We start from the raw sequence: 23,364 nt of genomic DNA, 5'->3' as shown, positions 1-23,364 counted from the left end.
TTAGATATACCCTACTTTACATAGCTTTCATAATTTTTCTGATACCAGTTTTTCATGAGTCCATCATACATATAAGAAGCTTTGCAGATAGACTTCATTGTAGTTTTATACTGTACTTTTCCAGTTTGTTTGTATTTAAATAAACATTCTACAAAAAGACAGGCAATTTTTGCAAGTTCATCTGTTTCATGAACAAATTCTCTAGCAAATTTCAAGAAATATGCTGCTTCAATAAGACTATTTTCCTTTAGTCTTAAGAGCATTATTTCAAGGCCCGCCAAAACTAAACGTCTTTGGTAGATATTTTGTCCTTTAAAAATTGTTTTAGAAGTCAGCAAATTTTCACAAATTAACTTCAAGTGGTCTGAACTTAAAAACTTAGAACTATATTGAAAAATAAAAAGCTCCTGATTTGTCCAATATTCTCTTGTAATAAAATAGCTTTTTAGTTCTAGCATCTCATGTTCAGAAATTTTCTTCAAGATTCCTTTGAGGCAAAGGGATAGGAAAAAATGATCACTATACTCATCCAGCTCCGCATATAAACTATTTAGCTTCGTAGTATCAGCTCTATAATAAGCAAGGTCTACCTGCTCCAGCACATACTCTACAGGACTTTCACTACCTTTTTCGAGGAGAGAACAATAATCTTCAAGACTTGTATTCATCTCCATAAGCATCGCATATAGTTTATCAAACTCAAACATAATTCTTCCTGACTCAAAAAGTTTCAGTTGTGCCTCAGAAATAGAAAGATGCGTAAAGGCTTCTCGTGAAAAGCCGTTTTGTTTTCTGATTTTTGTAAATATTTTTCCGTATCTGCCATATATCTTCTCTTTGTGGGCCAGATGATAAAAATCAATAATATTTAAGTCAATACTTTCCAATAATGCCTGCAGTTTAACTATCGGGAACACAGTCTCCCCTCTTTCATAACGAGACAGACTCCTACGCGGAACGATCCCCTCGAAATCCTTCAGAGATAACTTTCTTCCCTTCCTTATCTTTTGAAAAACTTTGCCATAGTGTACTTTTTTAGCCATATCATATCTTTTTCCTCAACTTTTTTATTCTTATTATTTAGTACGAAAAAAAATTGAAAAAAGCTCAAAAAAAAAATACCTAAATTTAGGTATTTTTTTATACTTAGTTTTTAGATGCTGAAGCAAACTCTTCTTTTGAGAAAGCTTCGTCAAGAATAGTTTTAAGTTGTTTAGCTGAAGCTTGCATTTTTTGCAATTCAGCGTCGTTCAATGGAATGTTGACTGGACGAACGATACCTTTATCACCAACGATAGCTGGTTGACCAATGTAAAGTCCTTCAACGCCTTCGTATTGACCTTCTTGGAAAGTTGAAAGTGGCAATACAGCATTTTCGTTGTCAAGGATAGCTTTTGTGATACGAGCAAGAGCTACAGCGATACCATAGAATGTCGCACCTTTTTTCTCAATGATAGAGTAAGCAGCGTCACGAACTGATTCGAAAAGCTCAACCAATTCTTCTTCTTTAACGCCTTGAGTATCTTTGAGGAATTCCTCAAGGTTAACACCTGCAACGTTAGCGTGTGACCATACAGCAAACTCAGAGTCACCGTGTTCACCCATGATATAAGCGTGAACTGAACGCGCGTCAATATCAAGTTTTTCTGCCAATGCTTGACGGAAACGTGCTGAGTCAAGTGAAGTACCAGAACCGATAACACGTTCTTTAGGGAAACCAGAGAATTTCCAAGTTGCATATGTCAAAATATCAACAGGATTAGCAGCAACAAGGAAGATACCATCGAAACCTGATGCTACAATTTCAGTAACAACTTGTTTAGTGATACGTAAGTTTTTCTCAACAAGATCCAAACGAGTTTCACCTGGTTTTTGTGGCGCACCTGAAGTCAACACAACCAAATCAGCATCATGTGCATCAGAGTAGTCTGCTGAATAGATTTTCTTAGGAGATGTGAACGCAAGAGCGTGTGAAAGGTCTTCTGCATCACCTTGTGTTTTTTCTTTGAAAATATCTACGATACCCAATTCTTGGGCGATTCCTTGGTTTACAAGTGAGAAAGCATAGCTTGAACCTACGGCACCATCACCAACGAGGATAACTTTTTTATGTTGTTTAGTCATAATTGTTCATTCCTTTCCTGAATGCAATAATAATGTTTACTATATTATTATAGCATTTTTTCACATTCTTGTCACATTGGAAAGTGATTTATATCACATTATAACGCTTACATTTAAAGCGTGATACGTTTATATTTCGTGAGCTTTCCATAAAGAAAATCAATCAAAAAAAGCACCACATTGGATGCTTTTTTTTGAGCAAAAACTGCTCTTGAAAAATTTTTATTATTTGATAGTACGGATACGCATTGTGTTTGTACGTCCTGAACCAACTGGAACACCAGCAACGATAACGATGTTATCACCTGATTCAACAAGACCTGAAGCCAAGGCTGCTTTTTCAGCTACTTCGAACATATCGTCTGTTGAAGCTGGTTTGTCCATAAGCATTGGGATAACACCCCAGTTGATCATCAATCCGCGTTCAACTTTTTCATCAAAAGTGATTGCCAAGATATCAGCTTCTGGACGGTATTTTGAAATCAAACGAGCAGTTGCCCCTGACTCAGTCAAAGCAACGATAAGTTTAACTTCCATTGATTCTGCAGCGTTTTTAACTGCTGATGCTACAACTTCTGTTACTGAATCTTTATCGAAGTTTTCTGGGTGAAGACGTCCGTATTCTTTCAACAATGTTTGAGCGTTTTTGTTAACTGTAGCCATTGTACGAACTGATTCACGTGGGTATTTACCGTTAGCTGACTCACCTGAAAGCATAGTTGCATCAGTACCATCGATAACAGCATTAAAGACGTCAGAGATTTCAGAACGTGTTGCACGTGGTTTTTCAGTCATAGACTCAAGCATGTTTGTTGCTGTAACAACGATTTTACCTGCTTGGTTAACTTTACGGATGATTTCTTTTTGGAAGACTGGAACCATTTCAAATGGTACTTCAATACCCATGTCACCACGAGCAATCATGATACCGTCAGCTGTATCGATGATTTCATCAAGGTTATCAATACCTTGTTGGTTTTCGATTTTAGCCAAAAGTTGAACGTGTGTGTTACCAGTTTCTTCAAGGATAGCACGAACTTCGTTAACGTCTTTCGCAGTACGTACGAATGAGATTGCGATGAAGTTCAAACCATTTGGTTGTGAAAGACCGAAACGGATATCGTCGTTGTCACGTTCTGCAAGAGCTGGGAAAGGAATTGTAGTGTTAGGGATATTAACACCTTTTTGTTTACCAATAGCACCGTCATTTTGTGCTACAACATCGAATTCGCGTGCTTCAACGTCTTTAGCAGCTACTGTAAGCCCCAATTTACCATCATCGATAAGGATAGTTTGACCAACTTCAACATCATCAAAGATGTCAAGACCACCAGCAACGTTCAAGGCAATGTTATCACGAGTTGATTTCAAACCTTGTTTTGTAGAAACGCGGAATTGGTCACCAGTAACATATTTGTATTCGTCTGCACCATCTTCGTACACTTCTGTACGCATTTCTGGACCTTTAGTGTCAAGCAAGAAACCAACTTTACGGCCAGCAATTTCTTCAGCACGAAGTACTGTTGCCATACGAGCAGCTTGTTCAGCGTGGTCACCGTGAGAGAAGTTAAAACGGAAAACGTCAGCACCTTCTTTGATCAAATCAGCAATGGTTTGTGCTGATGTTTCAACATCAAGCTCTTCTCCCCAGTATCCTTTTTCTCCGAATTTTTTACCACCACGAGTTTCTACTGCAGGGCCAAGTGTTGAGACGATTTTTACACGTTTGTTCATTTTGAGTAATTCTCCTATTTTTATAAATGTACTCATTATTTAGTCAATGTGAGCATTCAGTGTTTTAACTTCACTCTGACATCAACCAAATAAGATTACTAACAATAACTTAATTAAATTTGATGTCAAGGTTGTTTAAATCAGCGTTTAAACGATAGAGTTCCAATCCAGCTTTGTGTGGATTGTTGACAACGATTTTACCTTCATCTGTCAGACTGAAAAGGGCATTTTCTTCTGCAGTACCAAGGATTGGGCTTTCGACAAGTTGTTCGTTACGAACACCGACAGCTACACCGCCAATACCATCACGAAGCAATTCTACTGCACGAGCACCCATGCGTGATGCAAGAACGCGATCGCGCGCTGTAGGTGATCCACCACGTTGGATGTGACCGAGAACAGATACGCGAAGGTCAGAATCATCACCAGCAGCTTTCAGCTTCATAGCAAATTCTTCACCCGACATAACGCCTTCAGCAACTACGATGATGTGGTGGTTTTTACCTTTGGCATATCCTGATTTGATATTACGTACGATACTTTCAAATTTGAATTCTTTTTCAGGAATTGCAATATCATCAGCACCTGCAGCGATACCAGACCAAAGCGCGATATCTCCAGCATTACGTCCCATAACTTCTACAACGAAAGTACGGTGGTGAGATGATGATGTATCACGAATCTTATCAATGGCATCCACAACTGTGGATACAGCTGTATCAAAACCGATTGTAAAATCTGTACCAACGATGTCATTATCAATAGTACCTGGAAGTCCTACTGCTGGGAAACCATGTTCAGTCAAGCGCATTGCACCATGATAAGAACCATCACCACCAATAACAACAACACCTTCGATGCCATGTTTTTTAAGTTGCTCGATACCCGCAAGTTGCCCTTCAAGTTGAGCAAACTCTGGGAAACGTGCTGAATACAAGAATGTACCGCCACGTCCAACTTTATCACCAACACTTGCAGATGTTAGTGGGAAAATATCGCCCGCTACCATCCCTGCATATCCGTGGTTGATACCGTAAACTTCGATACCTTCAGAAATCGCTTTACGAACAACAGCACGAATAGCTGCGTTCATACCTGGTGCATCACCACCAGAAGTCAAAACTGCAATGCGTTTCATTAAAGTTTTTTCCTCCATCATATCTGATACTTATATTTGCAATTGCAAATTTAAAGTTCAATTTTTATTTCATTGTTTATTATATCACGATACGAAAAAAAAATCTCATAAAAACGCTATGACAGCGTTTTTATTTATAGTTTTTCAAATGTAATGGTTTTCAGATTACAAAAAGATTATTACTGTCTAAAACTCTTTTTGTATTTTAAAGTTATAAAAATAGTTCCTTTACGGAACTATTTTTTTAGGCTTGATAACGTTTTTCACCATCAAGATAAGTTGCAACAAGCTCAAGGTGTTCATCCAGAACGATAAAGTCTGCATCTAAGCCTTCTTTAATTTGGCCGCAAACATCATCAATCTTCGTAGATTTAGCAGCATTCAAAGAAGCCATTTTTACAGCTTCAGCTGGTGTTGCAATTTGCCAATCTACAACGTTTTTCACTGCATCTTTGAGCAAAAGAATTGACCCAGCAAGGTTGCCCCCTTCTTTCAAACGTGCGGCACCATCTTTAACGATTACTGGGAACTCGCCAAGGTAATACTCACCATCGCTTAATCCAGCAGCTCGCATTGAGTCTGTAATTAATACGACATGGTCTGTACCTTTTTCGCGCATCAAAATCTGACATGCTTCTGGACGTACGTGGAAGCCATCACAAATCAATTCTGCATAAGTGTTTGGTAAGTTGAAGACCGCTCCAACCATACCAGGCTCACGGTGATTAAGACCGCGCATACCATTAAAAGCATGTACCCACATTGAAGCACCAGCTTGAACAGCTTCTACAGCATCTGCATAAGTCGCATTTGAGTGACCAAGGGCGATTGTAAAGCCATGTTCCACTGCTTCTTTCACAAAGGAAGTTGAACCTTCACGTTCTGGTGCAATCCCAATTTTGATTGGCAAACCTTTGGCTGCTTCACCATATTCAGCAAGTTCGCTATATGAAGGGTCGCGCATGTACTTAGGATTTTGAGCACCTTTAAATTCTTCCGTGAAGTAAGGACCTTCAAAGAAGAGACCACGGATTTTAGCGCCAGCTGCTTTATCTACATTTGAACCAATTTCATCAGCGACTTCCAACAATTCTTCATGACTTGCAGTCACAGCTGTTGGGAAGAAACTTGTAACACCTGCTGCTAAAAGTCCTTCACTCATTGTTTGGACGATACCTTCGATTTTACGGTCATTAGTGTCTGCTCCACCAAAACCGTGAATGTGTGTGTCTACCAGACCAGGAGCAATGGATTGACCTGAATAATCTAGAATATCAGCTCCAGCTGGAGCATCTGCTGTCCACTTTCCAAATTTGCCGTCTGTGATTTGCAGGAAACCACCTGTTTTCACTTCATAAGGATAGAAAAATTTGTCTGCTTTAATATAGTAAGTCATAAAAGGGTTCCTCCGATACTTTGTATTCTCCAACATTTTAACACTCGGTACTAAAAAAGTCAAGAATTGGTATATATCAATACTTGACTTTTTGCTTATTTTTTATTAGAAAGTTCGAGCAATTTTTGCTTAATTTCATCTTCCATTTTGACCAATTCTTGCTCAGTTTGCTGACGTTTTTGACGTCCGTCAGATTGGATGCGCATAGTTTCTTGAATTGTATCGATAAGATTTTGTTGTGTAACTTTTAATGTTTCCACATCAATAAGTCCACGTTCATTTTCTTCAGCTGCTTCAATCGTTGAAGATTTAAGCATTTCAGAATTCTTACGTAGAAGATCATTGGTTGTTTCTGAAACAATACGTTGACTCGCTAGAGCATCTTTTTGCTTCAATAGAGTCAAGGCAATTGCGACTTGGTTTTTCCACAAAGGAATCGCTGTATTGATTGAGGTTTGAATTTTTTCTGCAAGCTCTTGGTTTGTATTTTGAATCAAACGGATCTGTGGAGCTTGCTGAATCGTTAATTGACGCGCCAAACGCAAGTCGTGCGCCCGTTTATCTAAACGATTTTTATAAGCTTCAAGATCGCTTACCTTTTGAACTGCTAAAGCCCCATCATCACCAGCACCTTGAGCTTCTTGACGTGCTGCTGGTAGGATTTCTTGTTCTAGCTCTTCAATCTTAAATTCTGCTCCTGCAACGTAAACATTAAGGGCTTTAAAATAGTTGAGATTTTCATCATAAAGCTTATCAAGCATCTCATTGTCTTGAAGAAGCCCTTGTTGCTCATTATTAAGTTTTGCCGAAATTTTATCAATTCCAGCACCAATTTTTTGGTACTTTTGAGTGACTTCAAAGATTGATTTTTTAACTTTTCCAAACATTTTTTGGAAAACACTTTTGTTTTCAGCAACAAGTTCATTAGGATTTGCTTGTTGGAGATTGTACATCAAATCAGTCAAAGAGCCGCCGACATCTCCTAAATCTTGCGCCTGTACTTTATCCAAAACACTTTGTGAAAAAGCTGAAATCTTATCTTGCGCATTTGCCCCATAAGCAATCACAGACTGTGAGCTATTCTCATCGAGTTGTTTAGCCAGTTCCTTCGCTTTTTCACGCTCTTCTGGACTTAGAGCATCTATCGCGCGCAAAGAAGCTCTTTGATGCATATCAACAAGTTCTGTCTTTTGAGTTTCAGACAGCGCTTCTGCTTCTTTCACGACTTTATCACCATTAATTAATTCATCTAAAATAGGGTTTTCCATCCTCACTCCTTAATCAAACTTTACTTCATGCTTAATAACATTGACATCATCCATCAAAACTTCATGATAATTTTTCGAGATATTTGTTGCCAGTGTCTTAATCAGAAGCAGTGTTTCATCCATATCACGACTAACTTCATCAGATTTAACAGATTGTTTTTGCATTTCCAGATATTTCTCTGTTAATTTTACCATATTGGGTAAATCTTTATAGAGAAAATCATTCTGTTTTGTCAATTGTGTTGGGTTTTGCACGATATGTTTGAAGAGGAGTTTACTTGCTTCAAGGCCACCTGTGACAGATTCCACAACTTGTAGCTCGTCATTTTTCTTCGTATTTGCTTCCCATTTTTCAATGTTTTCTTTAGCATCTGCTAAAGTGTCACGAAAAATTTCGATGTCACTCTCAGAAAGTCCTGCTTCTTGATAGCGTTGTATATTTTCTTTACGCGGTGGTTTTTTTGCTGTTTTATTCTTTTTATTCGATTTGTTTCTCATTAAGCTAATCAGCCAAAGTGCCACTAGTAGAATTAGAATTGTTCGTATGAATCCATGCATTCCACCCATCATCATTCCTGTCATATGCATTTTTAGCCTCCATTCTTGTTTTCCTGTTATAACAAGCTTTCTTTACTTATTTCATCAGCCAACTGGCTATACTTTAATTTTATCATATTCTGAAGGAAACTTTTCAGACTTTCGTATGATTTCTAATTTGAGATAAGAGTGCTTATCGTAAGATTATAAGCTCGATTTTTGAAGACTGCAGATATAATTTTTCGTAAGAAAAAAAGAGAAAAAAGTTTTTTCATTCCTTTTTCTCAAATATATCTCTTTTATACTTCTTTATTTGTGGTCTGGCTTGGTTTCTGTGTTCTTTTAGGTAGTGAAAAGTAAAGATTGAATAGTAAAACAACAGCAATTACGAGGGATACATAAGGATTGCTGTTATAAAATATAAAATTTATTCCAATAGCAATAAGTGAAAGTAACGTGATCAATAGGTTAATATATTTTTTAGTCATGAATTAGTGTTCCTTTTATTTTGAGAGTTCATCACACTCTAGTGAAAAAACTGAAAATTCAGCGTAAATTTTAAGAAAGAGTATCGTTCGTCTCATTCTCTTTTAAGGTTGAAAGGGCGTACTGTGAAATGCAAATAATTATTACAAAACCTATAATTTTAAGCAAAAGACTTAATGGCGCAAATAAGTACAATAAAATTATTGCTACTATTTCACAACTATAAATAATAAATTTCATGAATTTTTTCCAATCTTTTTAATAACTCTGAACACCTAGAGATGTTCGTTTTTTATTTTATAAGGATTTTTAGGATTTGCCATTACGTAGAATTACCTCCCTAGAAAAGGAGTTAATACTTCCAATTATAACATCAATAAATGTAACTATCCTTTTTCACTCGTAGAAACATTTCAATGTGTAAAAGTGATGTACAGCACTCATATTTATTAGAACACTACTTTAATCAAGAGGTGCATGATAAAAATGTAAACCTCAAGTAAATATCTCGAAAATAATAGTTTTAAATCTTAAATTCCTTAATCTTATCAACCTTCATTCCTTCTTTATCAGTAACAAATGTCCATCTTTGTTTAAATTTTTGTTGATAATTGGGAAGACCTTTTAGTATTTGTTGAGTATCCTTATCTATTACGTAATCAACAGCTTTAAAAGATATATCTATCTCGAAAGTGTTAGATTTTTTCCAGTATAGGCGACTGAGTCCTTCGATTTCAATATTTTCTGTGTGATTTATTTTTCGCTTATCTAAGTAGCTTAACAAAGTTTTAGTATGCTTGGTATAAAGTTTTTCGCTATATAACTGCGATACTCTTGATATATCCTGTGTATTCCAAGCATCTTGAATAGATAAGAACTGTTTCTTTATGGCATTAGAAAGTTCCATATCATCAATATGAACTCCCTCAGTATATATTCCCTTAGGTTTAATAACTGCACTAATAGCTATGATAATACCAAGACCTACAAGAGAAAGCATAAGCTTTACTTTATTTGATATACCACCTTCCACACTTGATGGTGAGTTATTACTAGTGTGAATGCCTCCAGTCCCTCCATGGAAACCTCCACCACCCGTAGTTCCACCTCCATGGAAGCCCCCAGCTAATGCCAGAACATGGGGAGCAAAGATGATGAAGAAACTCATTACTAGAAGAGCAATAAATATTTTTTGTTTTTTTATCATTTTTTTATTCTAGAAGCTCAATCAGTAAAGTCATACGATACATATATAGAACCTTTATAGCTAAGAGATATCAAATCCATTTCTCTTAGCATTATAACTCATTATGAGTTGAAGCAATTTTTTATACTCAAGCTCCGGCATATCGTAGGGGATCTTAAGTGACCCTTTTCCAAATTCAAGACCATAATCAGCAAAATCAGAAAAATCGCTTTCTTTCGTACCTTGTGTTCCATAAATACCTAACCAGCCCTTATTAGCCATTAGTAAAAAAAGTTGTTGTGTCGCTTTCTTGGCCTGTTTAGGGTAAAAACCTGGCATTGATAAGAAACACGTTCTTGCACATCAGGATAGATAGTATGGACCAACTGTCGTGTAAGTCGCATTCTCGCAAGTTTTTCTTCACTTAAGTCATTATCATTAAAGTAAGCTTCAAAAGGTTGTGCTTTTTTCATTTTAATTCATTCCTTCCACAACTTCTATTTCATAAGTAATTGTTAATACTATTATTAATCCTTGACACTCATTCCACTGCCAATCCAAGTCAAGATTCCTCCAACAAAGCCTAAAAATGGAAACAATCCAAATATTCCGCCCAAGATAAAATAAAAACCTGCACGCCTAGTATCTTTTTCTGTTGAAGATTTACGGTCAACAACCCCCATAATAATCAAAATAATACTAATAATTACTGTTACACCAAACATACCTAATAATAATTGAAGATTCCAGTTCTCTGGTACGTGTCCGTGAACCCCATTAAAGTATGGATTAGTATTCCAGAAAAGTTGAAAGCCAAAAAGAGACAACACAATGAGGACACTTCCTAAAAAGGCACTCATTACTGCATTTATTAAACTCATTTTTTTATTTTCCATTTTCTCTTCCTCCTTGACTTTCTTGTTTTTCTTTTTGGCTGTGAGCACTAATTTCCTGTAAAATTAACAGTATAAATAAGGGAATCTTCTTTATAAAATTCTACTTTAGTGTCAAGATTCATTTTTTTGACGGCACATCTGTCATAATTTGTTTTACCATAAACAGATTTTGCTAATCGTTCCAGATCTTTGGTAGAAGCATTTTTGATATTTATCATAGGAGTGCTTAAAGCATCCCATGATAAACTCGAACTGTCCTTATCCTGCTGAATCTTAGCGCCTCGCATCTGTGGATCGTTAATAATGTCCGTAATATTTTGTTGGCTATACATTTTGGCGCTTATATCCGTCAATGCAAAAGAACCCAACACTAATAAAAGTGGGCTGAAATAAATCAATAGGGCAGCAACTAGGATTATCAAAAGAGAGCGAATAGATACTGAAATTTTTGCACTTGTTTTTTTAATTTTAATAATATAACTCCTTATAATTTAGAGTTCAATCAGCACATTTTTAGCCTTTAAGTTATCCAGGCATTCTATCAAATAATCTACATTATGCTCTGGATAAATAGGAACAGTCAAAGACATAGTCTCCAGTGACTCATAACTTGAACAATGATTTCCACGGTACAAGGGACTTTCCCATTCCTTAGCCGGTTTGTATCCTCTTCGCTTCATTTCCTCCATAACTTGTTGATGATATTGAAATAATTTATAGGGTGAATAATCAAAAACATAATTTACAGTCGCGTGTGGCTTGCCCCAGCCTCTCCCTCTCAAAGCACAGCATTCTCTGTGCTGTCCAAGCAATTGCATCCGCGGAAGATGCTTTATTAAATCTTCGTGCCATAACCTCATCTCTCATCTCCTTCTTCCAGATTATTATTCCTCCTATTTTAGATCAATCATAAAGGTCGATTTATCCCCAGCGGAACACTTCCAAAAGGCAAAATTTCATAAAGCCTTTCAGGAATTTGTTGACTAAATTTTCTTGCATTTGGCGATAATTTTCCGTTTAAGGCAAGCAAGGTAAAGCTCACTTGAATACGTTGCACTATCTGCGGGACATAATCACCGCTTTCTATCAAGTTTTTCGCCTTAGTCAGTACTTCCCGTTCTTGGCTCGTCAAGGATTCGTCCAATATTAATCGATAAATATCGTTTAAAATCTGTTCTTCACGTGCGGATAAATTTACATTTTTCATAAGTGAACTCCTTTTGAAAAGCCTGTTTTGATTTATTTGAGCAAGGTTTTAAAAATCAGAACCACTAAAATTAAATCAATAGCCAAGCCAAGATACCATGAAACGATAAAATATGTTTTTTGTGTTTTATGTCGACAAATTTTTCCACCTAGAAATGCGCCTAAACCACCGCCCAATATTGCCTGGGAAATAAGCACCTTCTCAGGAATCCGCCACAAATGATGTTGCGCCTTGTATTTGTCAATAGCATAAAACAGAAAGACAATAATGTTCCAAATAATAAGTGCTGTTAAAATAAGAAGTCCCGTTGTTGTCATTGCTATCTTTCTGTTTTTAAATTTATTTTTAAGAAGTTTTAAATACCAATGGTTAATAGCTTCATTCATTGGGTGATTTAAAACTTTTTATCAATTTAACTCATCTTTATGCTATTCATTATATCACTTGCTGGGCTTGAAGTCATAACAGACTATCAAATAAATGAAGCACTTAACCTCATTTATCTGTAAAATTTAACTATTTGACATTCAAAAAAACTCGGAGTATAGTTTTATCTATAGCAAAGTTAGAAAAGGGGAAATAACTTGGTATTTGAAAAAACAGTATTAAACAAAGCTCTCGCCTCTGCCTTTGATATTCCAGTAAAAGTAACTTACTGGGATGGCAAAACAGAGAAATATGGCGATGGTGAAGCTCAAGTACACATCATTTTCAATAAAAAATTCGCTTTTAGCGATTTAGCATCCATGCCTACTCTGGTTCTTGCTGAAGCTTACATGCACGATGAAATCGAAATTGAAGGAAGTATTCAAGAACTTGTCGCTTCCGCTTATCGTAAAGCAGATAGCTTTTTAACAAATCAATCAGGCTTTGGAAAATCCATTGTTGAGCTCTTGGGCAATCACTCCCAAAAGCAATCGAAAAAGGATATTCATCAGCACTATGACATTGGGAACGACTTTTACAGAAAATGGTTGGATCCAACGATGACTTATTCTTGTGCTTATTTTGAAAATGAGAATATGACACTGGAACAAGCACAAATCGCTAAAGTACATCATATCCTTGACAAGCTCAACAGTACACCTGGCGGACGTTTATTAGATATTGGTTGTGGCTGGGGAACATTGCTCTTTACTGCTGCACAAGAATACGGCTTAGAAACTGTAGGTGTTACTCTTTCTGAAGAACAATACAACTATATCGTAAATAAGGCAAAAAAACTTGGACTTGAGGATAAAGTCAAAGTCTTCCTTACAGATTATCGTGATCTAAATGAAGGAACCTTTGATTATGTAACTTCTGTGGGCATGTTTGAGCATGTGGGTAAAGAAAATTTAGAAATGTATTTCCAAAAGGTTTATGATTATCTCAAACCAAATTCTCGTGCCCTCATCCATGGAATTACTGGTCAACATCGTGGAGCAGGTGTTGATCCTTTCATCGAAAAATATATCTTCCCAGGAGGTTATATTCCAAACATCGCTGAAAATGTCGAACACATTATGACTGCAAAATTACAACTTGATGATTTGGAACCTTTACGTCGTCACTATCAAAAAACACTAGAAATCTGGAACGAAAACTACAGTAAAGTTTTTGTAGATGTTGAAAAGGAAATGGGCCGTCCCTTTGCTCGCATGTGGACGCTTTATCTTCAAGCTTGTGCCGCTAGTTTTGAATCAGGGAACATTGATGTGGTTCAATATCTTTTAACAAAAGGGCCTTCAGGTGTTGGTCTTCCAATGACTCGTCAGTATATGCTCCAACATCATTAAACGTTTATGAATATTAAAAGAAAAAAAGCAGTTGTCAAATACAACTGCTTTTTTTGCACATTTATTCTTTGTGCTTTTGTTTGGAATATATAAAGGCCTTGGCAATAACAGAGATGAACATAGCCATGATACCTAAACCAACCGTAGCATAGATCATTGTAAATATTTTACCTGTTGTAGTTATCGGATGCAAGTCTCCGTATCCTATCGTTGTTAAGGTCATAAAACTTAAATATAAGGCATCAAGAATGCTAAATTTTTCTACTGTTGAATAAAAGATAGTTCCACTCATCAAGGTTGTTGCCATCAAGAAAAACAAAGCTTTTGTATCGTCCTTTTTTAAGATAAAACTAAAGGAAGTGAATAATTTTTTGGTCGCAATTAGTAAGGATAGCACAGAAACCTTCTTTCTAAATTTATTATAAGCTTATTTCCAAATAAGAAGTTCTGACTCTGTAGTAACATCCCCAAACTTATCCGAAAAATCTTTAAAATGTACTGCACCTAACTTTGTATAAAGACTCCTTGCATTTTCATTATTTTTAAGAATTGCAATGGTGACCGTCATTTGGGCTTCTTTTGCTTGCTGCAACACATGTGACAATAACTGAGTCCCCACCCCTTTTCTTTGAAACTTCTGGGAGATGTGAAGGGAATCAATGTACAAGTTACCTCTCTGGTCGCTACTTTCTGAGTAAGCAATGAAACCTGCAACGTTATTTTCTAACTCTTTGACGAGAATATATTGTGAGGGTTTTGCAAGAAAATGCTCCCAATTTTTCTGAAATGTATCATATTCTAAACTTTCTAAATAAGTAGGAGGCAAGATGCTTTCATATGTCGTTTGCCAATTGTCTACGTTAATATGTGCTATTTCTTCTAAATCAGAATAATGTGCCGGACGAATGCTTGTCATCTTCTTCTCCTTTTTATTTTAAATAATCTTTTTTCAAAAGCCCCATAAAATGACTGTCGTGGTAACTTCCAGCTGCAAAGAAATGTTCTTTCATTGTTCCTTCAATTTTGAACCCAACTTTTTCATAGATATGAACAGCAGGAGCATTATCAACATCAACCCAAAGATAAACTTTATGCATGTTTAATACTTTAAAAGCATATTCTAAGGCTTGGTGAAATGCTTCTTGTGCCAAGCCTCGACCAGAATACTCTTCTGTAATGATAAGCTGTATTTCGCAACTACGATGGATGAAGTTGATTTCCATCAATTCTACTATGCCCGCAAATGCACCATCCACATCTACAACAAAACGACGTTCATCCATACTATGAATGTGCTTATCATATAGAGCCGTTAATTCATCTAAGGATTCGTAAGGTTCTTGAAACCATAAATGCATAGTTTTAGCTTCATTGTTGATGATATGAATATTTTTTAAGTCTGTTCTTTCTAGTGCTCTGATTTTCATTTTAGAATCTCCTTGCTTTTTATTTCCAATATCCTTCATGAACTTTTCTAGCTTTTTCCTCTACTTCTGGAAAGGGTCCGATAATCTGTATGAGCTTTTGTCCGCGATCAATAATCTGTTGCGCAGGCAAATCAAAAATGGGATTTTGTTCATTGTCTCCTGTTAGTTCTAACAAACGTTTTTCAGTTAGAGCATAAACGATAGTTCCAATATTCCCCCAATAAATAGCTCCGGTACACATTGCACAAGGTTCCGCTGTAGTATAAAGTTTACATTGCCACAAAAATTCTTTGGAATAAAGCTTGGAAGCTTTTGCAGCCAAACTGGTTTCTGCATGTCCCGTACAAATCTGTTCTGTAATTTCAATATTTTCTTGTTCTAGGAGAATATTTCCCTTGCTATCTGTCAAAAGTGCACCAAAAGGAGTATTCCCATGATTGCGAGCATTTTGGGAAATTTCCACACAGCGTTCCAAAAGCGCAATATGTTTTTGTCTTTGCATATTCACCTTCCTTCTTCCATAATAAAATAGTTAGACTTTATTATACAATGAACCCGCTATAAATAAAAGCGTTTACTGTATTATTGACATCTTTTAAGCAAAATTTCTTTTTTGTTTTATTTTCTCACTTGGGTTTTCAGTGAATTTTAATATAGATTATGGTAAAATGAGGATGTATTGGGCTTTTATAAGCTAGGATAAATTAGTAAAGGAAAAAATATGAATCCACAAAAAATTGCCGTGCTCGGCCCTGGATCATGGGGAACTGCTCTTTCTCAAGTTCTTAATGACAATGGACATGAAGTTCGTATTTGGGGAAACAATGTTGACCAAATTGCTGAAATTAATGAAAAGCATACCAACGAACGTTACTTCAAAGGGATCACTTTAAATCAGAAAATTTCTGCTTATACCGATCTCGAATTTGCCTTGTCTGATGTTGATGCTATTCTTTTCGTTGTTCCAACAAAAGTCACACGTTTGGTTGCTCAACAAGTCGCAAAAGTTCTTAAACATAAAGTGACAATCATGCATGCATCTAAGGGGCTCGAACAAGGGACCCATGAACGTATTTCTTCAATACTCGAAGAAGAGATTCCAGAAGAATACCGAAGCGAAATTGTTGTGGTTTCTGGTCCTTCGCATGCCGAAGAAACAATTCGACGTGATATTACCTTAATCTCTGCTGCTTCAAATGATTTAGAGACGGCTAAATATGCCCAAGAAATTTTTTCTAACGATTATTTCCGACTCTATACCAATACGGATGTTATTGGTGTAGAAACAGCGGGTGCTTTGAAAAATATTATTGCAGTCGGTGCTGGGGCTTTACATGGTCTTGGTTTTGGTGATAATGCTAAAGCAGCAATCATCACGCGTGGCTTAGCAGAAATTACCCGTTTAGGTGTTGCTATGGGCGCTCAACCGCTTACTTATAGCGGCTTGTCTGGTGTAGGTGACTTGATTGTTACGGGTACATCGATTCACTCACGCAATTGGCGAGCAGGTGATGCTCTCGGTCGAGGTGAGAAGCTTGCGGATATCGAAGCAAATATGGGAATGGTTATCGAAGGTGTTTCAACAACCAAAGCCGCTTACGAACTCGCACAAAGTATGCATATCGATATGCCCATCACTGAGACAATCTACAAGGTGCTTTATGAAAATATGGATGCCCGTGAAGGCATCTTAGACATTATGCGCCGTGAAACACGTACCGAAAACGAATTCAGTATCTAAATCAAAAGGAGCTAATTTTTAAAATGATTAAAACAAACCCAAAACAAAAAGTAAGAAAAGCAATTATTCCCGCAGCCGGTCTGGGTACACGTTTCTTGCCTGCTACTAAAGCCCTTGCTAAAGAAATGTTACCTATCGTTGATAAACCAACAATTCAATTTATCGTTGAAGAAGCCTTAAAATCAGGAATTGAAGATATCTTAATCGTTACAGGTAAAGCTAAACGTCCTATCGAAGACCACTTTGACTCAAATATTGAGTTGGAACAAAACCTTAAAGAAAAAGGTAAAACAGAGCTTTTAAAATTAGTTGAAGAAACAACAGATATCAATCTTCACTTTATTCGTCAAAGCCACCCAATGGGGCTTGGACATGCGGTTCTTCAAGCAAAAGCCTTTGTTGGCGATGAACCATTTGTTGTTATGCTTGGTGACGATCTTATGAACATCATGGGAGATGGTACACCACTCACAAAAGAATTAATTTCTGACTATGAGAAGACACACGCTTCAACAATCGCTGTAATGAAAGTTCCACATGACGATGTGGACAAATATGGTGTTATTGCTCCAGAAGGTGAAGTTTCTAAGGGTCTTTACAATGTTGCAGAATTCGTCGAAAAACCTGCTGTTGAGGATGCTCCTTCTGATTTGGCTATCATCGGTCGCTACCTCTTAACTCCAGAAATTTTCCAAGTTTTAGAAAAACAAAAACCTGGTGCAGGTAACGAAATCCAATTGACGGATGCGATTGAAACTTTAAATAAAACACAACGCGTTTTTGCACACGAGTTCACTGGCAAACGCTATGATGTCGGCGATAAATTTGGTTTCGTTGAAACAACTATCGAATATGGTCTCAATCATCCACAAATCAAAGATGAATTGCATGATTACATCATCGCTAAAGCAGAAGAACTTTTAAAATCTGAAAGCAAAACTGAAAAATAATTCAAGGCTGTCCAGCGTTTGCTTGGGCAGCTCTTCTTATCCCCTTTTTCCTTGTAAGAACAAATCATTCCGAACTTCTTATTTTGCCTAAATTATGCTATCATGGAGGGGATGAAATTTTTCAAAGAAATCAAGATTAAAGCTCTGGATATTATCATTATTCTTGCCTTATTTTGTGCTTCTTTTTCTGTTTTTTTTCTCCTGCCTCACAATAGCGCTGGGACAAAGGCCCAATTACGTGTGCAAGGGAAAGTGATTAAAACATTTGATTTAAGCAAAAATCAGCGCTGGACTTATCGCTCTGAGGATGGGGATTACAATGAAATAGAGGTAAAGGATGGAGCGATTGCTGTTGTTAAGGCTTCTTGTCGCGATCAAATTGATGTGCAACGTGGCTTTATTTCAAAAGTTAACGATACTATCGTTTGTTTACCTCATGATTTAGTCATTCAAATCATTGGAGATCAATCAGAATCTGGAGTGGATTATAGCGGATGAATGTAAAAGAAAATATTTATATAGCACTTCTCACTGCAGTAGCTGTTGTTATGGGCATTTTTGAGAGCTGGATTCCCTCCTTCTTCGCTTTTGCTCCGGGAGCCAAAATTGGCCTAGCTAATCTGGTAATGATTATTGCCATTTTCACCTTAGATTGGCGAAAAGTTTGGACAATGCAAGTCTTGCGCTTGCTAATTACTGCCTTATTCACAGGTGTTTCTGTGGTTATCTACTCTGCGGCAGGAGCTATTTTAAGCCTCTTAGCCATGTACCTCATGAAGCAACTAGGACCCAAATGGGTCTCTCTCATTGGTATTTCTGTTGTCGGAGGCTTCTTTCATAATCTCGGACAACTGCTTGTTGCTTCGCTTATTACAGGTACAAGCTCCGTAATGCTTTATTTACCATGGCTCTCTTTTTTCGGTATGCTCGCTGGTTTTGCCATCGGTGTTGGTGGCAACCAAATCATTCAGCGTGTAGCACCAATACAGTTATTATTTATTAAAGAAAGTAAAAAATGGACGTAAAAAATACAATTTGGTCAGAATATCCAAAATTAGAATCTTCCTTAGTCAAAGTTCAAAAGCTGATGAAGCAACAGGTTGGCATCAAAAATAAAGAAATCAAGTCAGCCATTTTTGACCTGTTTGATGCAGGTGGAAAAATGCTACGTCCGGCTTATTTATTAATGTTTGCTGATTTTACTGCTATGGATAATAAAAGTAAAATCGCACTTGCTGCAAGCGTCGAAATGCTGCACACTGCAACGCTTATTCACGACGATATTGTTGACCAAGCAGATACACGTCGCGGTGTCGAGACTCTCTCGAAAAAATACGATCCGTCAATTGCTGTTTATGCTGGCGACTATCTTTTTGTAGCTGTTTTTAAACTTTTGTCAAAATATTCTTTTGATTTGCCAAATTTAACAAAAAACATCGGATCTATTGAACGCCTTTTAGGCGGAGAACTTGGACAACTCAACAAACATTTTGATTTTGAGCAAACGCTCGATGATTATATTCAAAATATTTCTGGAAAAACTGGCGAACTTTTTGCTATGTCATCCTCAATCGCTCCTTTAATTATGCAAGATGTTCACTTATCTGAACTCTCCTATAATATTGGGATGGACATTGGAATTGCCTTCCAAATTATGGATGACTATCTTGATTATGCTAGCGACAGTCAAACTCTGGGAAAACCTGTACATGAAGACATCAAGCAAGGTATCTTTTCTGCACCCGTTCTTTTTGCTTTAGAGATCGATCATCGTCATGTGAAATCTTTGATTCAAAAAGAACAATTTGAAGAAGTTTACAGCTTCATTCAAAGCTCTGGAGCGCTGACTAAAACTAAAGAATTGGCCCAATATTATACTAATCAAGCTCTCAATCTAATTAATAAGCTCCCTGAGGGCCAAACACGTGATAACATTAGCAGTGTTACAAGAAAACTTTTGGAACGGAATTTATAATGAACCCTGAAGAATTTTATGCGCAACTTGAAACTTTTGACCTTTTCTTAAATGATCAACAAAAAGAACAATTTGAACGCTATTTTGAGCTTCTCGTTGAGTGGAATGAAAAAATTAACCTTACGGCAATTACAGAGAAAAAAGAAGTCTTTCTCAAGCATTTCTATGATTCAATTGCACCGATTCTCTATAAGCTCATTCAAAATAAACCCTTAAAAATCCTTGATATTGGTGCCGGGGCAGGCTTTCCTAGTTTACCAATGAAGATTATTTTCCCAGAGCTACAAGTAACTATTATTGATTCGCTTAACAAGCGCATCAACTTCTTGTCTCTTTTATCAAAAGAGTTGCACTTAGAGAAAGTGACTTTATTGCACGGTCGCGCTGAGGATTTTGGACAAAATCCTCTCTACCGCGCTCAATTTGATATTGTTACAGCACGCGCAGTTGCGCGTCTCAGTGTACTCTCTGAACTCACTATTCCTTTTCTTAAGAAAAATGGCCAGCTCTTGTCACTCAAAGCGGCTAAATTTGATGAAGAACTTTCGGATGCTAAACATGCAATTGCCGTCTTAGAAAGTAAATTTATCGAACAGATTGATTATCAACTTCCAAATGGTGATGAGCGACACATTGCTATTATCGAAAAGAAAAAAGAAACGCCGAAAAAGTACCCACGAAAAGCGGGAACGCCCAATAAAAAGCCACTTTAAAAAGCTCTGGTTCATTCAGAGCTTTTTCTTTATTATGCACGCCCATTCCATTCATTTTTAATAGTTTGATAGGCTTGAATTGGATTTTCAGCACGCGTAATTGGACGGCCAACAACAATATAATCCGATCCGATATTGCGTGCTTCTTCTGGTGTCATCACTCGTTTTTGATCTCCCTTGGCTGTGCCTGCAGGACGAATACCTGGTGTCAAACAGATGAAATCTGGACGTGTGACACTTTTAATCTTTTGAACCTCATGAGCTGAACATACAACACCATCTAAACCAGCCTCATCTGTGCATTTAGCATAGTGTAGAACTGATTCTTCCAAACTTGTCATAATCATTTGATCATGGTGCATACTTTCTTGGCTAGTGGAAGTCAGCTGAGTGACAGCAATCAAATCTGCAACCTTTTCTCCAGCAGGTGTTCCAGCTATCAAACCTTCTTTAGCTTGCTGCATCATCTCAATCCCTCCAGCAGCATGAACATTAATCATATCTATTCCTAAACGGGCTAGACCTTTCATGGCTGAGCCAACTGTATTTGGAATATCATGGAGTTTCAAATCTAAGAAGACATCATGACCTTGAAATTTAAGGAAATCTACAACAACCGGTCCTTCTTGATAGAGGAGCTCCATTCCCACTTTTACATAGAGTTTTTCGTGATCATCAAAGCGCAGTAAAAAATTTTTTACGTCGCGTAAGCTGGGGAAGTCAAGGGCTACCATTGGTCTTGATTCATGCATTTTCTTTTTTCTCCTTTTTTACTTCTTTACGTAATTCTTCTAAACTTTCAATCCCATACTTATCCATAAGTTCAGGAAGTTCATTAATAATTTTCGGACACACATAGGGATCGGAAAAGTTTGCTGTCCCTACTGCAACCGCACTTGCACCAGCCAGATAAAATTCAAGAACATCTTGAGCAGTCATTACACCGCCCATTCCGATAATCGGTAATTCCACTGCTTGTGCCACTTGGTGAACCAATTTTAAAGCTACTGGTTTAATCGCCGGCCCTGAGAGACCACCTGTAATGTTGGCTAAAATCGGTTTACGAGTCTGCAGATCATAACGCATTCCCATTAAAGTATTAATCATCGTAATCCCATCAGCTCCTGCTGCTTCTACGGCCTGAGCGATTTCTACGATATCCGTCACATTTGGCGAGAGCTTGACATAAAGTGGGACATCCGCTACCTCCTTACAAGCCTTGACCAAATCATAAGCAACTTTCGGATCTGTACCAAATGCTTGCCCGCCATGCTTCACATTAGGACAAGAAATATTGAGTTCAATAGCTTTAACATTTGGTGCTGTCCCTATTTTATCGCAAACAGCTACATAATCATATAGTTCAGAACCGGCTACGTTAGCAATAATAGGTAGCTCAGGAAAGTTTTCATACAGCCAAGGCAATTTATCTGAGAGTACTACATCTAGACCAGGATTTTGCAGACCAATCGCATTAAGCATGCCGGCACTTGTTTCTGCAACACGTGGCGTTGGATTACCATAACGTGGTTTAAGAGTTGTGGCCTTAATCATTATGGAACCCAGTTGATTTAAATCATAATATCGTGCATAGTCCTCGCCAAAACCGAAACAGCCTGAAGCAGGCATAATTGGATTTTTTAGATTCAATCCAGGAAGTTCCACTGCAAGTCGATTCATTATATTACTACTCCATTTCCTTTAAATACCGGCCCGTCTTGACATACTTTTAAAGCATGTTCTGGGTCTTTTTTATCTGGGACAACACAAGCATAACATGCACCAATTCCACAAGCCATACGTGCTTCCATTGACAAATACAAGCGCTCTAAAGTTTCAAACCTTGTTGCTACGGTTTTTAACATCATTGGTGCACCACAAGCGTAGACCACATCTACCTCTTGTTCAAGCTGATTGAATAAATGCCCAACATGTCCTCGAGAACCATAAGAACCATTATCTGTAGCTACTTTTACCTCAATATTAGGGAGCTGCGCGAACTGCTCTTCAAGAATCTTGACTTCCGCACGTGCAAATCCGAGCAAAACCGTAATATTGCAGCCTTTTTTACTAAGCTGCTTCGCTAACTCGTACAGCGGAGGAACACCTATTCCTCCACCTACTATAAGGACTTGATCATTTTCTGTTACTTCATCAACTGGAAATCCTTTACCTAAAGGACCAAGAATATCCACTGATTGTCCTGCAACCATTTTTGACAAAAGGTGGGTTCCCGTGGTTTTATCACCTCGACGATAGAGTAATGTACACGTTTTTTCCTGCTTATTCCAACTCGAAATCGAAATTGGCCGCCGTAAAAGTAATTCTTGACTGGGAACTTTTAATTGCAAAAACTGTCCTGCCATCTCCATATCATCTACCAAATCGCCTTGCAACACCAACTCAAAAATATCTTCAGCAACTTCTTTCTGACTGACAATAAGCATCTCTTCTTGAAGCTTCATTGCTCCTCCTTTTTATAAAACGAATCCATTAGCCAAAGCGTTTTGCAGGTCAAGAGTTCTTTATCTACAATGAACCCGCATATTAAAGCAGAAATAATAACCAATGCTTTACAACTCGCTTCGCTCCCTGCGTATTATCATTCTAATCTGCTAAAGCAGAAAGAGTGATAATAAAAACACCTGCAGAGAGGCTGCAGGTGTACAAAAGCGTCTATCATCCTTTTCTCATACTTAAAAGTACGCGAAATAAAGGGGATATAATTTATCGTATCCTTGCTAGCCTCTCTGGACTAAGTTAAAGGTTTTAAAGTATTATAACTTAAATTAAGAGGAATTACAAGAA

Annotated in this window: 28 protein-coding genes; 7 read left to right on the top strand and 21 right to left on the bottom strand. The window is 37.3% G+C overall.

All coding sequences use genetic code 11. The features are described from left to right. Nucleotides 1-11: 11 nt before the first annotated feature. The 14 genes from J0J35_RS01475 to J0J35_RS01410 all read right to left on the bottom strand — a co-directional run bounded on the left by J0J35_RS01475 (nucleotide 12) and on the right by J0J35_RS01410 (nucleotide 12,289). Nucleotides 12-1,043 (bottom strand): Rgg/GadR/MutR family transcriptional regulator, encoded by a 1,032-nt coding sequence (locus tag J0J35_RS01475; protein ID WP_206917275.1) that lies wholly within the window; start codon nucleotides 1,041-1,043, stop codon nucleotides 12-14. A 103-nt stretch (nucleotides 1,044-1,146) separates the two neighbouring features. After that, a complete protein-coding gene (locus tag J0J35_RS01470) occupies nucleotides 1,147-2,124 on the bottom strand; it encodes an L-lactate dehydrogenase (RefSeq protein WP_004258341.1) in 978 nt (325 codons plus the stop codon). 225 nt (nucleotides 2,125-2,349) lie between these two features. Then, nucleotides 2,350-3,858, bottom strand: a complete 1,509-nt coding sequence (pyk, locus tag J0J35_RS01465; RefSeq protein ID WP_014025066.1) for a pyruvate kinase — start codon at nucleotides 3,856-3,858, stop codon at nucleotides 2,350-2,352. A gap of 109 nt (nucleotides 3,859-3,967) precedes the next feature. Continuing rightward, nucleotides 3,968-4,996 carry a 6-phosphofructokinase gene (gene pfkA / locus J0J35_RS01460; RefSeq protein ID WP_004258348.1) on the bottom strand — a complete coding sequence of 343 codons (1,029 nt, stop codon included), beginning with the start codon at nucleotides 4,994-4,996 and terminating at the stop codon, nucleotides 3,968-3,970. 244 nt (nucleotides 4,997-5,240) lie between these two features. Beyond that, nucleotides 5,241-6,392, bottom strand: coding sequence for an N-acetylglucosamine-6-phosphate deacetylase (nagA, locus tag J0J35_RS01455; protein WP_019291627.1), 1,152 nt, complete (start codon nucleotides 6,390-6,392; stop codon nucleotides 5,241-5,243). Nucleotides 6,393-6,487: 95 nt separating this feature from the next. Next, on the bottom strand, nucleotides 6,488-7,660 hold the full coding sequence (locus tag J0J35_RS01450) for a toxic anion resistance protein (RefSeq protein WP_206917272.1): 1,173 nt from the start codon (nucleotides 7,658-7,660) through the stop codon (nucleotides 6,488-6,490). 9 nt (nucleotides 7,661-7,669) lie between these two features. Continuing rightward, nucleotides 7,670-8,248, bottom strand: coding sequence for a 5-bromo-4-chloroindolyl phosphate hydrolysis family protein (locus J0J35_RS01445; protein ID WP_019291629.1), 579 nt, complete (start codon nucleotides 8,246-8,248; stop codon nucleotides 7,670-7,672). Nucleotides 8,249-9,206: 958 nt separating this feature from the next. After that, a complete protein-coding gene (locus J0J35_RS01440; protein ID WP_019291630.1) occupies nucleotides 9,207-9,890 on the bottom strand; it encodes a TIM44-like domain-containing protein in 684 nt (227 codons plus the stop codon). Nucleotides 9,891-9,950: 60 nt separating this feature from the next. Beyond that, nucleotides 9,951-10,208 carry a hypothetical protein gene (locus J0J35_RS01435; RefSeq protein WP_242534026.1) on the bottom strand — a complete coding sequence of 86 codons (258 nt, stop codon included), beginning with the start codon at nucleotides 10,206-10,208 and terminating at the stop codon, nucleotides 9,951-9,953. Between the two features lie 188 nt (nucleotides 10,209-10,396). Continuing rightward, the gene (locus J0J35_RS01430) at nucleotides 10,397-10,765 is read right to left on the bottom strand and encodes a hypothetical protein (protein WP_207781712.1); all 369 of its coding nucleotides are present in this window, start codon (nucleotides 10,763-10,765) and stop codon (nucleotides 10,397-10,399) included. A 47-nt stretch (nucleotides 10,766-10,812) separates the two neighbouring features. After that, nucleotides 10,813-11,097 carry a hypothetical protein gene (locus J0J35_RS01425; protein WP_019291633.1) on the bottom strand — a complete coding sequence of 95 codons (285 nt, stop codon included), beginning with the start codon at nucleotides 11,095-11,097 and terminating at the stop codon, nucleotides 10,813-10,815. Nucleotides 11,098-11,256: 159 nt separating this feature from the next. Then, entirely contained in the window at nucleotides 11,257-11,625 is a 369-nt protein-coding gene (locus tag J0J35_RS01420; RefSeq protein WP_019291634.1) for a TIGR02328 family protein, read from the bottom strand. 47 nt (nucleotides 11,626-11,672) lie between these two features. Next, the gene (locus J0J35_RS01415; RefSeq protein ID WP_206917265.1) at nucleotides 11,673-11,972 is read right to left on the bottom strand and encodes a bacteriocin immunity protein; all 300 of its coding nucleotides are present in this window, start codon (nucleotides 11,970-11,972) and stop codon (nucleotides 11,673-11,675) included. 32 nt (nucleotides 11,973-12,004) lie between these two features. Beyond that, nucleotides 12,005-12,289 carry a DUF1294 domain-containing protein gene (locus J0J35_RS01410; RefSeq protein WP_029343287.1) on the bottom strand — a complete coding sequence of 95 codons (285 nt, stop codon included), beginning with the start codon at nucleotides 12,287-12,289 and terminating at the stop codon, nucleotides 12,005-12,007. 267 nt (nucleotides 12,290-12,556) lie between these two features. On the opposite strand from J0J35_RS01410, the gene J0J35_RS01405 reads away from it, so the two are divergent. Beyond that, nucleotides 12,557-13,750 carry a cyclopropane-fatty-acyl-phospholipid synthase family protein gene (locus tag J0J35_RS01405; RefSeq protein ID WP_019293718.1) on the top strand — a complete coding sequence of 398 codons (1,194 nt, stop codon included), beginning with the start codon at nucleotides 12,557-12,559 and terminating at the stop codon, nucleotides 13,748-13,750. Nucleotides 13,751-13,811: 61 nt separating this feature from the next. Here J0J35_RS01405 and J0J35_RS01400 read toward each other — a convergent pair whose 3' ends face one another. Genes J0J35_RS01400 through J0J35_RS01385 form a run of 4 tightly spaced genes read right to left on the bottom strand, consistent with a single transcriptional unit; the run spans nucleotide 13,812 to nucleotide 15,679 of the window. Further along, nucleotides 13,812-14,147: a potassium channel family protein gene (locus J0J35_RS01400; RefSeq protein ID WP_019291638.1), complete on the bottom strand. Its 336-nt coding sequence runs from the start codon at nucleotides 14,145-14,147 to the stop codon at nucleotides 13,812-13,814. Nucleotides 14,148-14,177: 30 nt separating this feature from the next. Next, a complete protein-coding gene (locus tag J0J35_RS01395) occupies nucleotides 14,178-14,666 on the bottom strand; it encodes a GNAT family N-acetyltransferase (RefSeq protein ID WP_019291639.1) in 489 nt (162 codons plus the stop codon). A 13-nt stretch (nucleotides 14,667-14,679) separates the two neighbouring features. Further along, nucleotides 14,680-15,177 (bottom strand): GNAT family N-acetyltransferase, encoded by a 498-nt coding sequence (locus J0J35_RS01390; RefSeq protein ID WP_086582126.1) that lies wholly within the window; start codon nucleotides 15,175-15,177, stop codon nucleotides 14,680-14,682. A gap of 19 nt (nucleotides 15,178-15,196) precedes the next feature. Further along, on the bottom strand, nucleotides 15,197-15,679 hold the full coding sequence (locus J0J35_RS01385) for a nucleoside deaminase (RefSeq protein WP_206917264.1): 483 nt from the start codon (nucleotides 15,677-15,679) through the stop codon (nucleotides 15,197-15,199). 219 nt (nucleotides 15,680-15,898) lie between these two features. On the opposite strand from J0J35_RS01385, the gene J0J35_RS01380 reads away from it, so the two are divergent. The 6 genes from J0J35_RS01380 to rsmG all read left to right on the top strand — a co-directional run bounded on the left by J0J35_RS01380 (nucleotide 15,899) and on the right by rsmG (nucleotide 20,556). After that, nucleotides 15,899-16,918, top strand: coding sequence for an NAD(P)H-dependent glycerol-3-phosphate dehydrogenase (locus tag J0J35_RS01380; RefSeq protein ID WP_117517492.1), 1,020 nt, complete (start codon nucleotides 15,899-15,901; stop codon nucleotides 16,916-16,918). A 23-nt stretch (nucleotides 16,919-16,941) separates the two neighbouring features. Next, nucleotides 16,942-17,868 (top strand): UTP--glucose-1-phosphate uridylyltransferase GalU, encoded by a 927-nt coding sequence (gene galU / locus J0J35_RS01375; protein WP_019291643.1) that lies wholly within the window; start codon nucleotides 16,942-16,944, stop codon nucleotides 17,866-17,868. Between the two features lie 102 nt (nucleotides 17,869-17,970). Further along, nucleotides 17,971-18,366: a NusG domain II-containing protein gene (locus tag J0J35_RS01370; RefSeq protein ID WP_019291644.1), complete on the top strand. Its 396-nt coding sequence runs from the start codon at nucleotides 17,971-17,973 to the stop codon at nucleotides 18,364-18,366. Continuing rightward, nucleotides 18,363-18,893 carry a Gx transporter family protein gene (locus J0J35_RS01365; RefSeq protein ID WP_014025081.1) on the top strand — a complete coding sequence of 177 codons (531 nt, stop codon included), beginning with the start codon at nucleotides 18,363-18,365 and terminating at the stop codon, nucleotides 18,891-18,893. The genes J0J35_RS01370 and J0J35_RS01365 overlap by 4 nt, the downstream gene beginning before the upstream one ends. Beyond that, a complete protein-coding gene (locus J0J35_RS01360; protein ID WP_019291645.1) occupies nucleotides 18,884-19,843 on the top strand; it encodes a polyprenyl synthetase family protein in 960 nt (319 codons plus the stop codon). The genes J0J35_RS01365 and J0J35_RS01360 overlap by 10 nt, the downstream gene beginning before the upstream one ends. After that, the gene (gene rsmG, locus J0J35_RS01355; RefSeq protein WP_206917263.1) at nucleotides 19,843-20,556 is read left to right on the top strand and encodes a 16S rRNA (guanine(527)-N(7))-methyltransferase RsmG; all 714 of its coding nucleotides are present in this window, start codon (nucleotides 19,843-19,845) and stop codon (nucleotides 20,554-20,556) included. The genes J0J35_RS01360 and rsmG overlap by 1 nt, the downstream gene beginning before the upstream one ends. 32 nt (nucleotides 20,557-20,588) lie before the next feature. Here rsmG and pyrF read toward each other — a convergent pair whose 3' ends face one another. The 3 genes from pyrF to J0J35_RS01340 are packed head-to-tail and all read right to left on the bottom strand — an operon-like array spanning nucleotide 20,589 to nucleotide 23,021. Further along, nucleotides 20,589-21,308: an orotidine-5'-phosphate decarboxylase gene (pyrF, locus tag J0J35_RS01350; RefSeq protein WP_019291647.1), complete on the bottom strand. Its 720-nt coding sequence runs from the start codon at nucleotides 21,306-21,308 to the stop codon at nucleotides 20,589-20,591. After that, nucleotides 21,301-22,236: a dihydroorotate dehydrogenase gene (locus tag J0J35_RS01345; RefSeq protein WP_019291648.1), complete on the bottom strand. Its 936-nt coding sequence runs from the start codon at nucleotides 22,234-22,236 to the stop codon at nucleotides 21,301-21,303. The genes pyrF and J0J35_RS01345 overlap by 8 nt, the downstream gene beginning before the upstream one ends. Next, nucleotides 22,236-23,021 carry a dihydroorotate dehydrogenase electron transfer subunit gene (locus J0J35_RS01340; RefSeq protein WP_019293726.1) on the bottom strand — a complete coding sequence of 262 codons (786 nt, stop codon included), beginning with the start codon at nucleotides 23,019-23,021 and terminating at the stop codon, nucleotides 22,236-22,238. Before J0J35_RS01340 ends, J0J35_RS01345 begins: the two co-directional genes overlap by 1 nt. Nucleotides 23,022-23,364: the final 343 nt, after the last annotated feature.

This window comes from Lactococcus sp. LG606 (assembly GCF_017309645.1).
Taxonomy (GTDB): Bacteria; Bacillota; Bacilli; order Lactobacillales; family Streptococcaceae; genus Lactococcus; species Lactococcus petauri.
The sequence above is the reverse complement of the archived record's forward strand: the minus strand, read 5'-3'. Positions and strand labels throughout refer to the sequence as shown.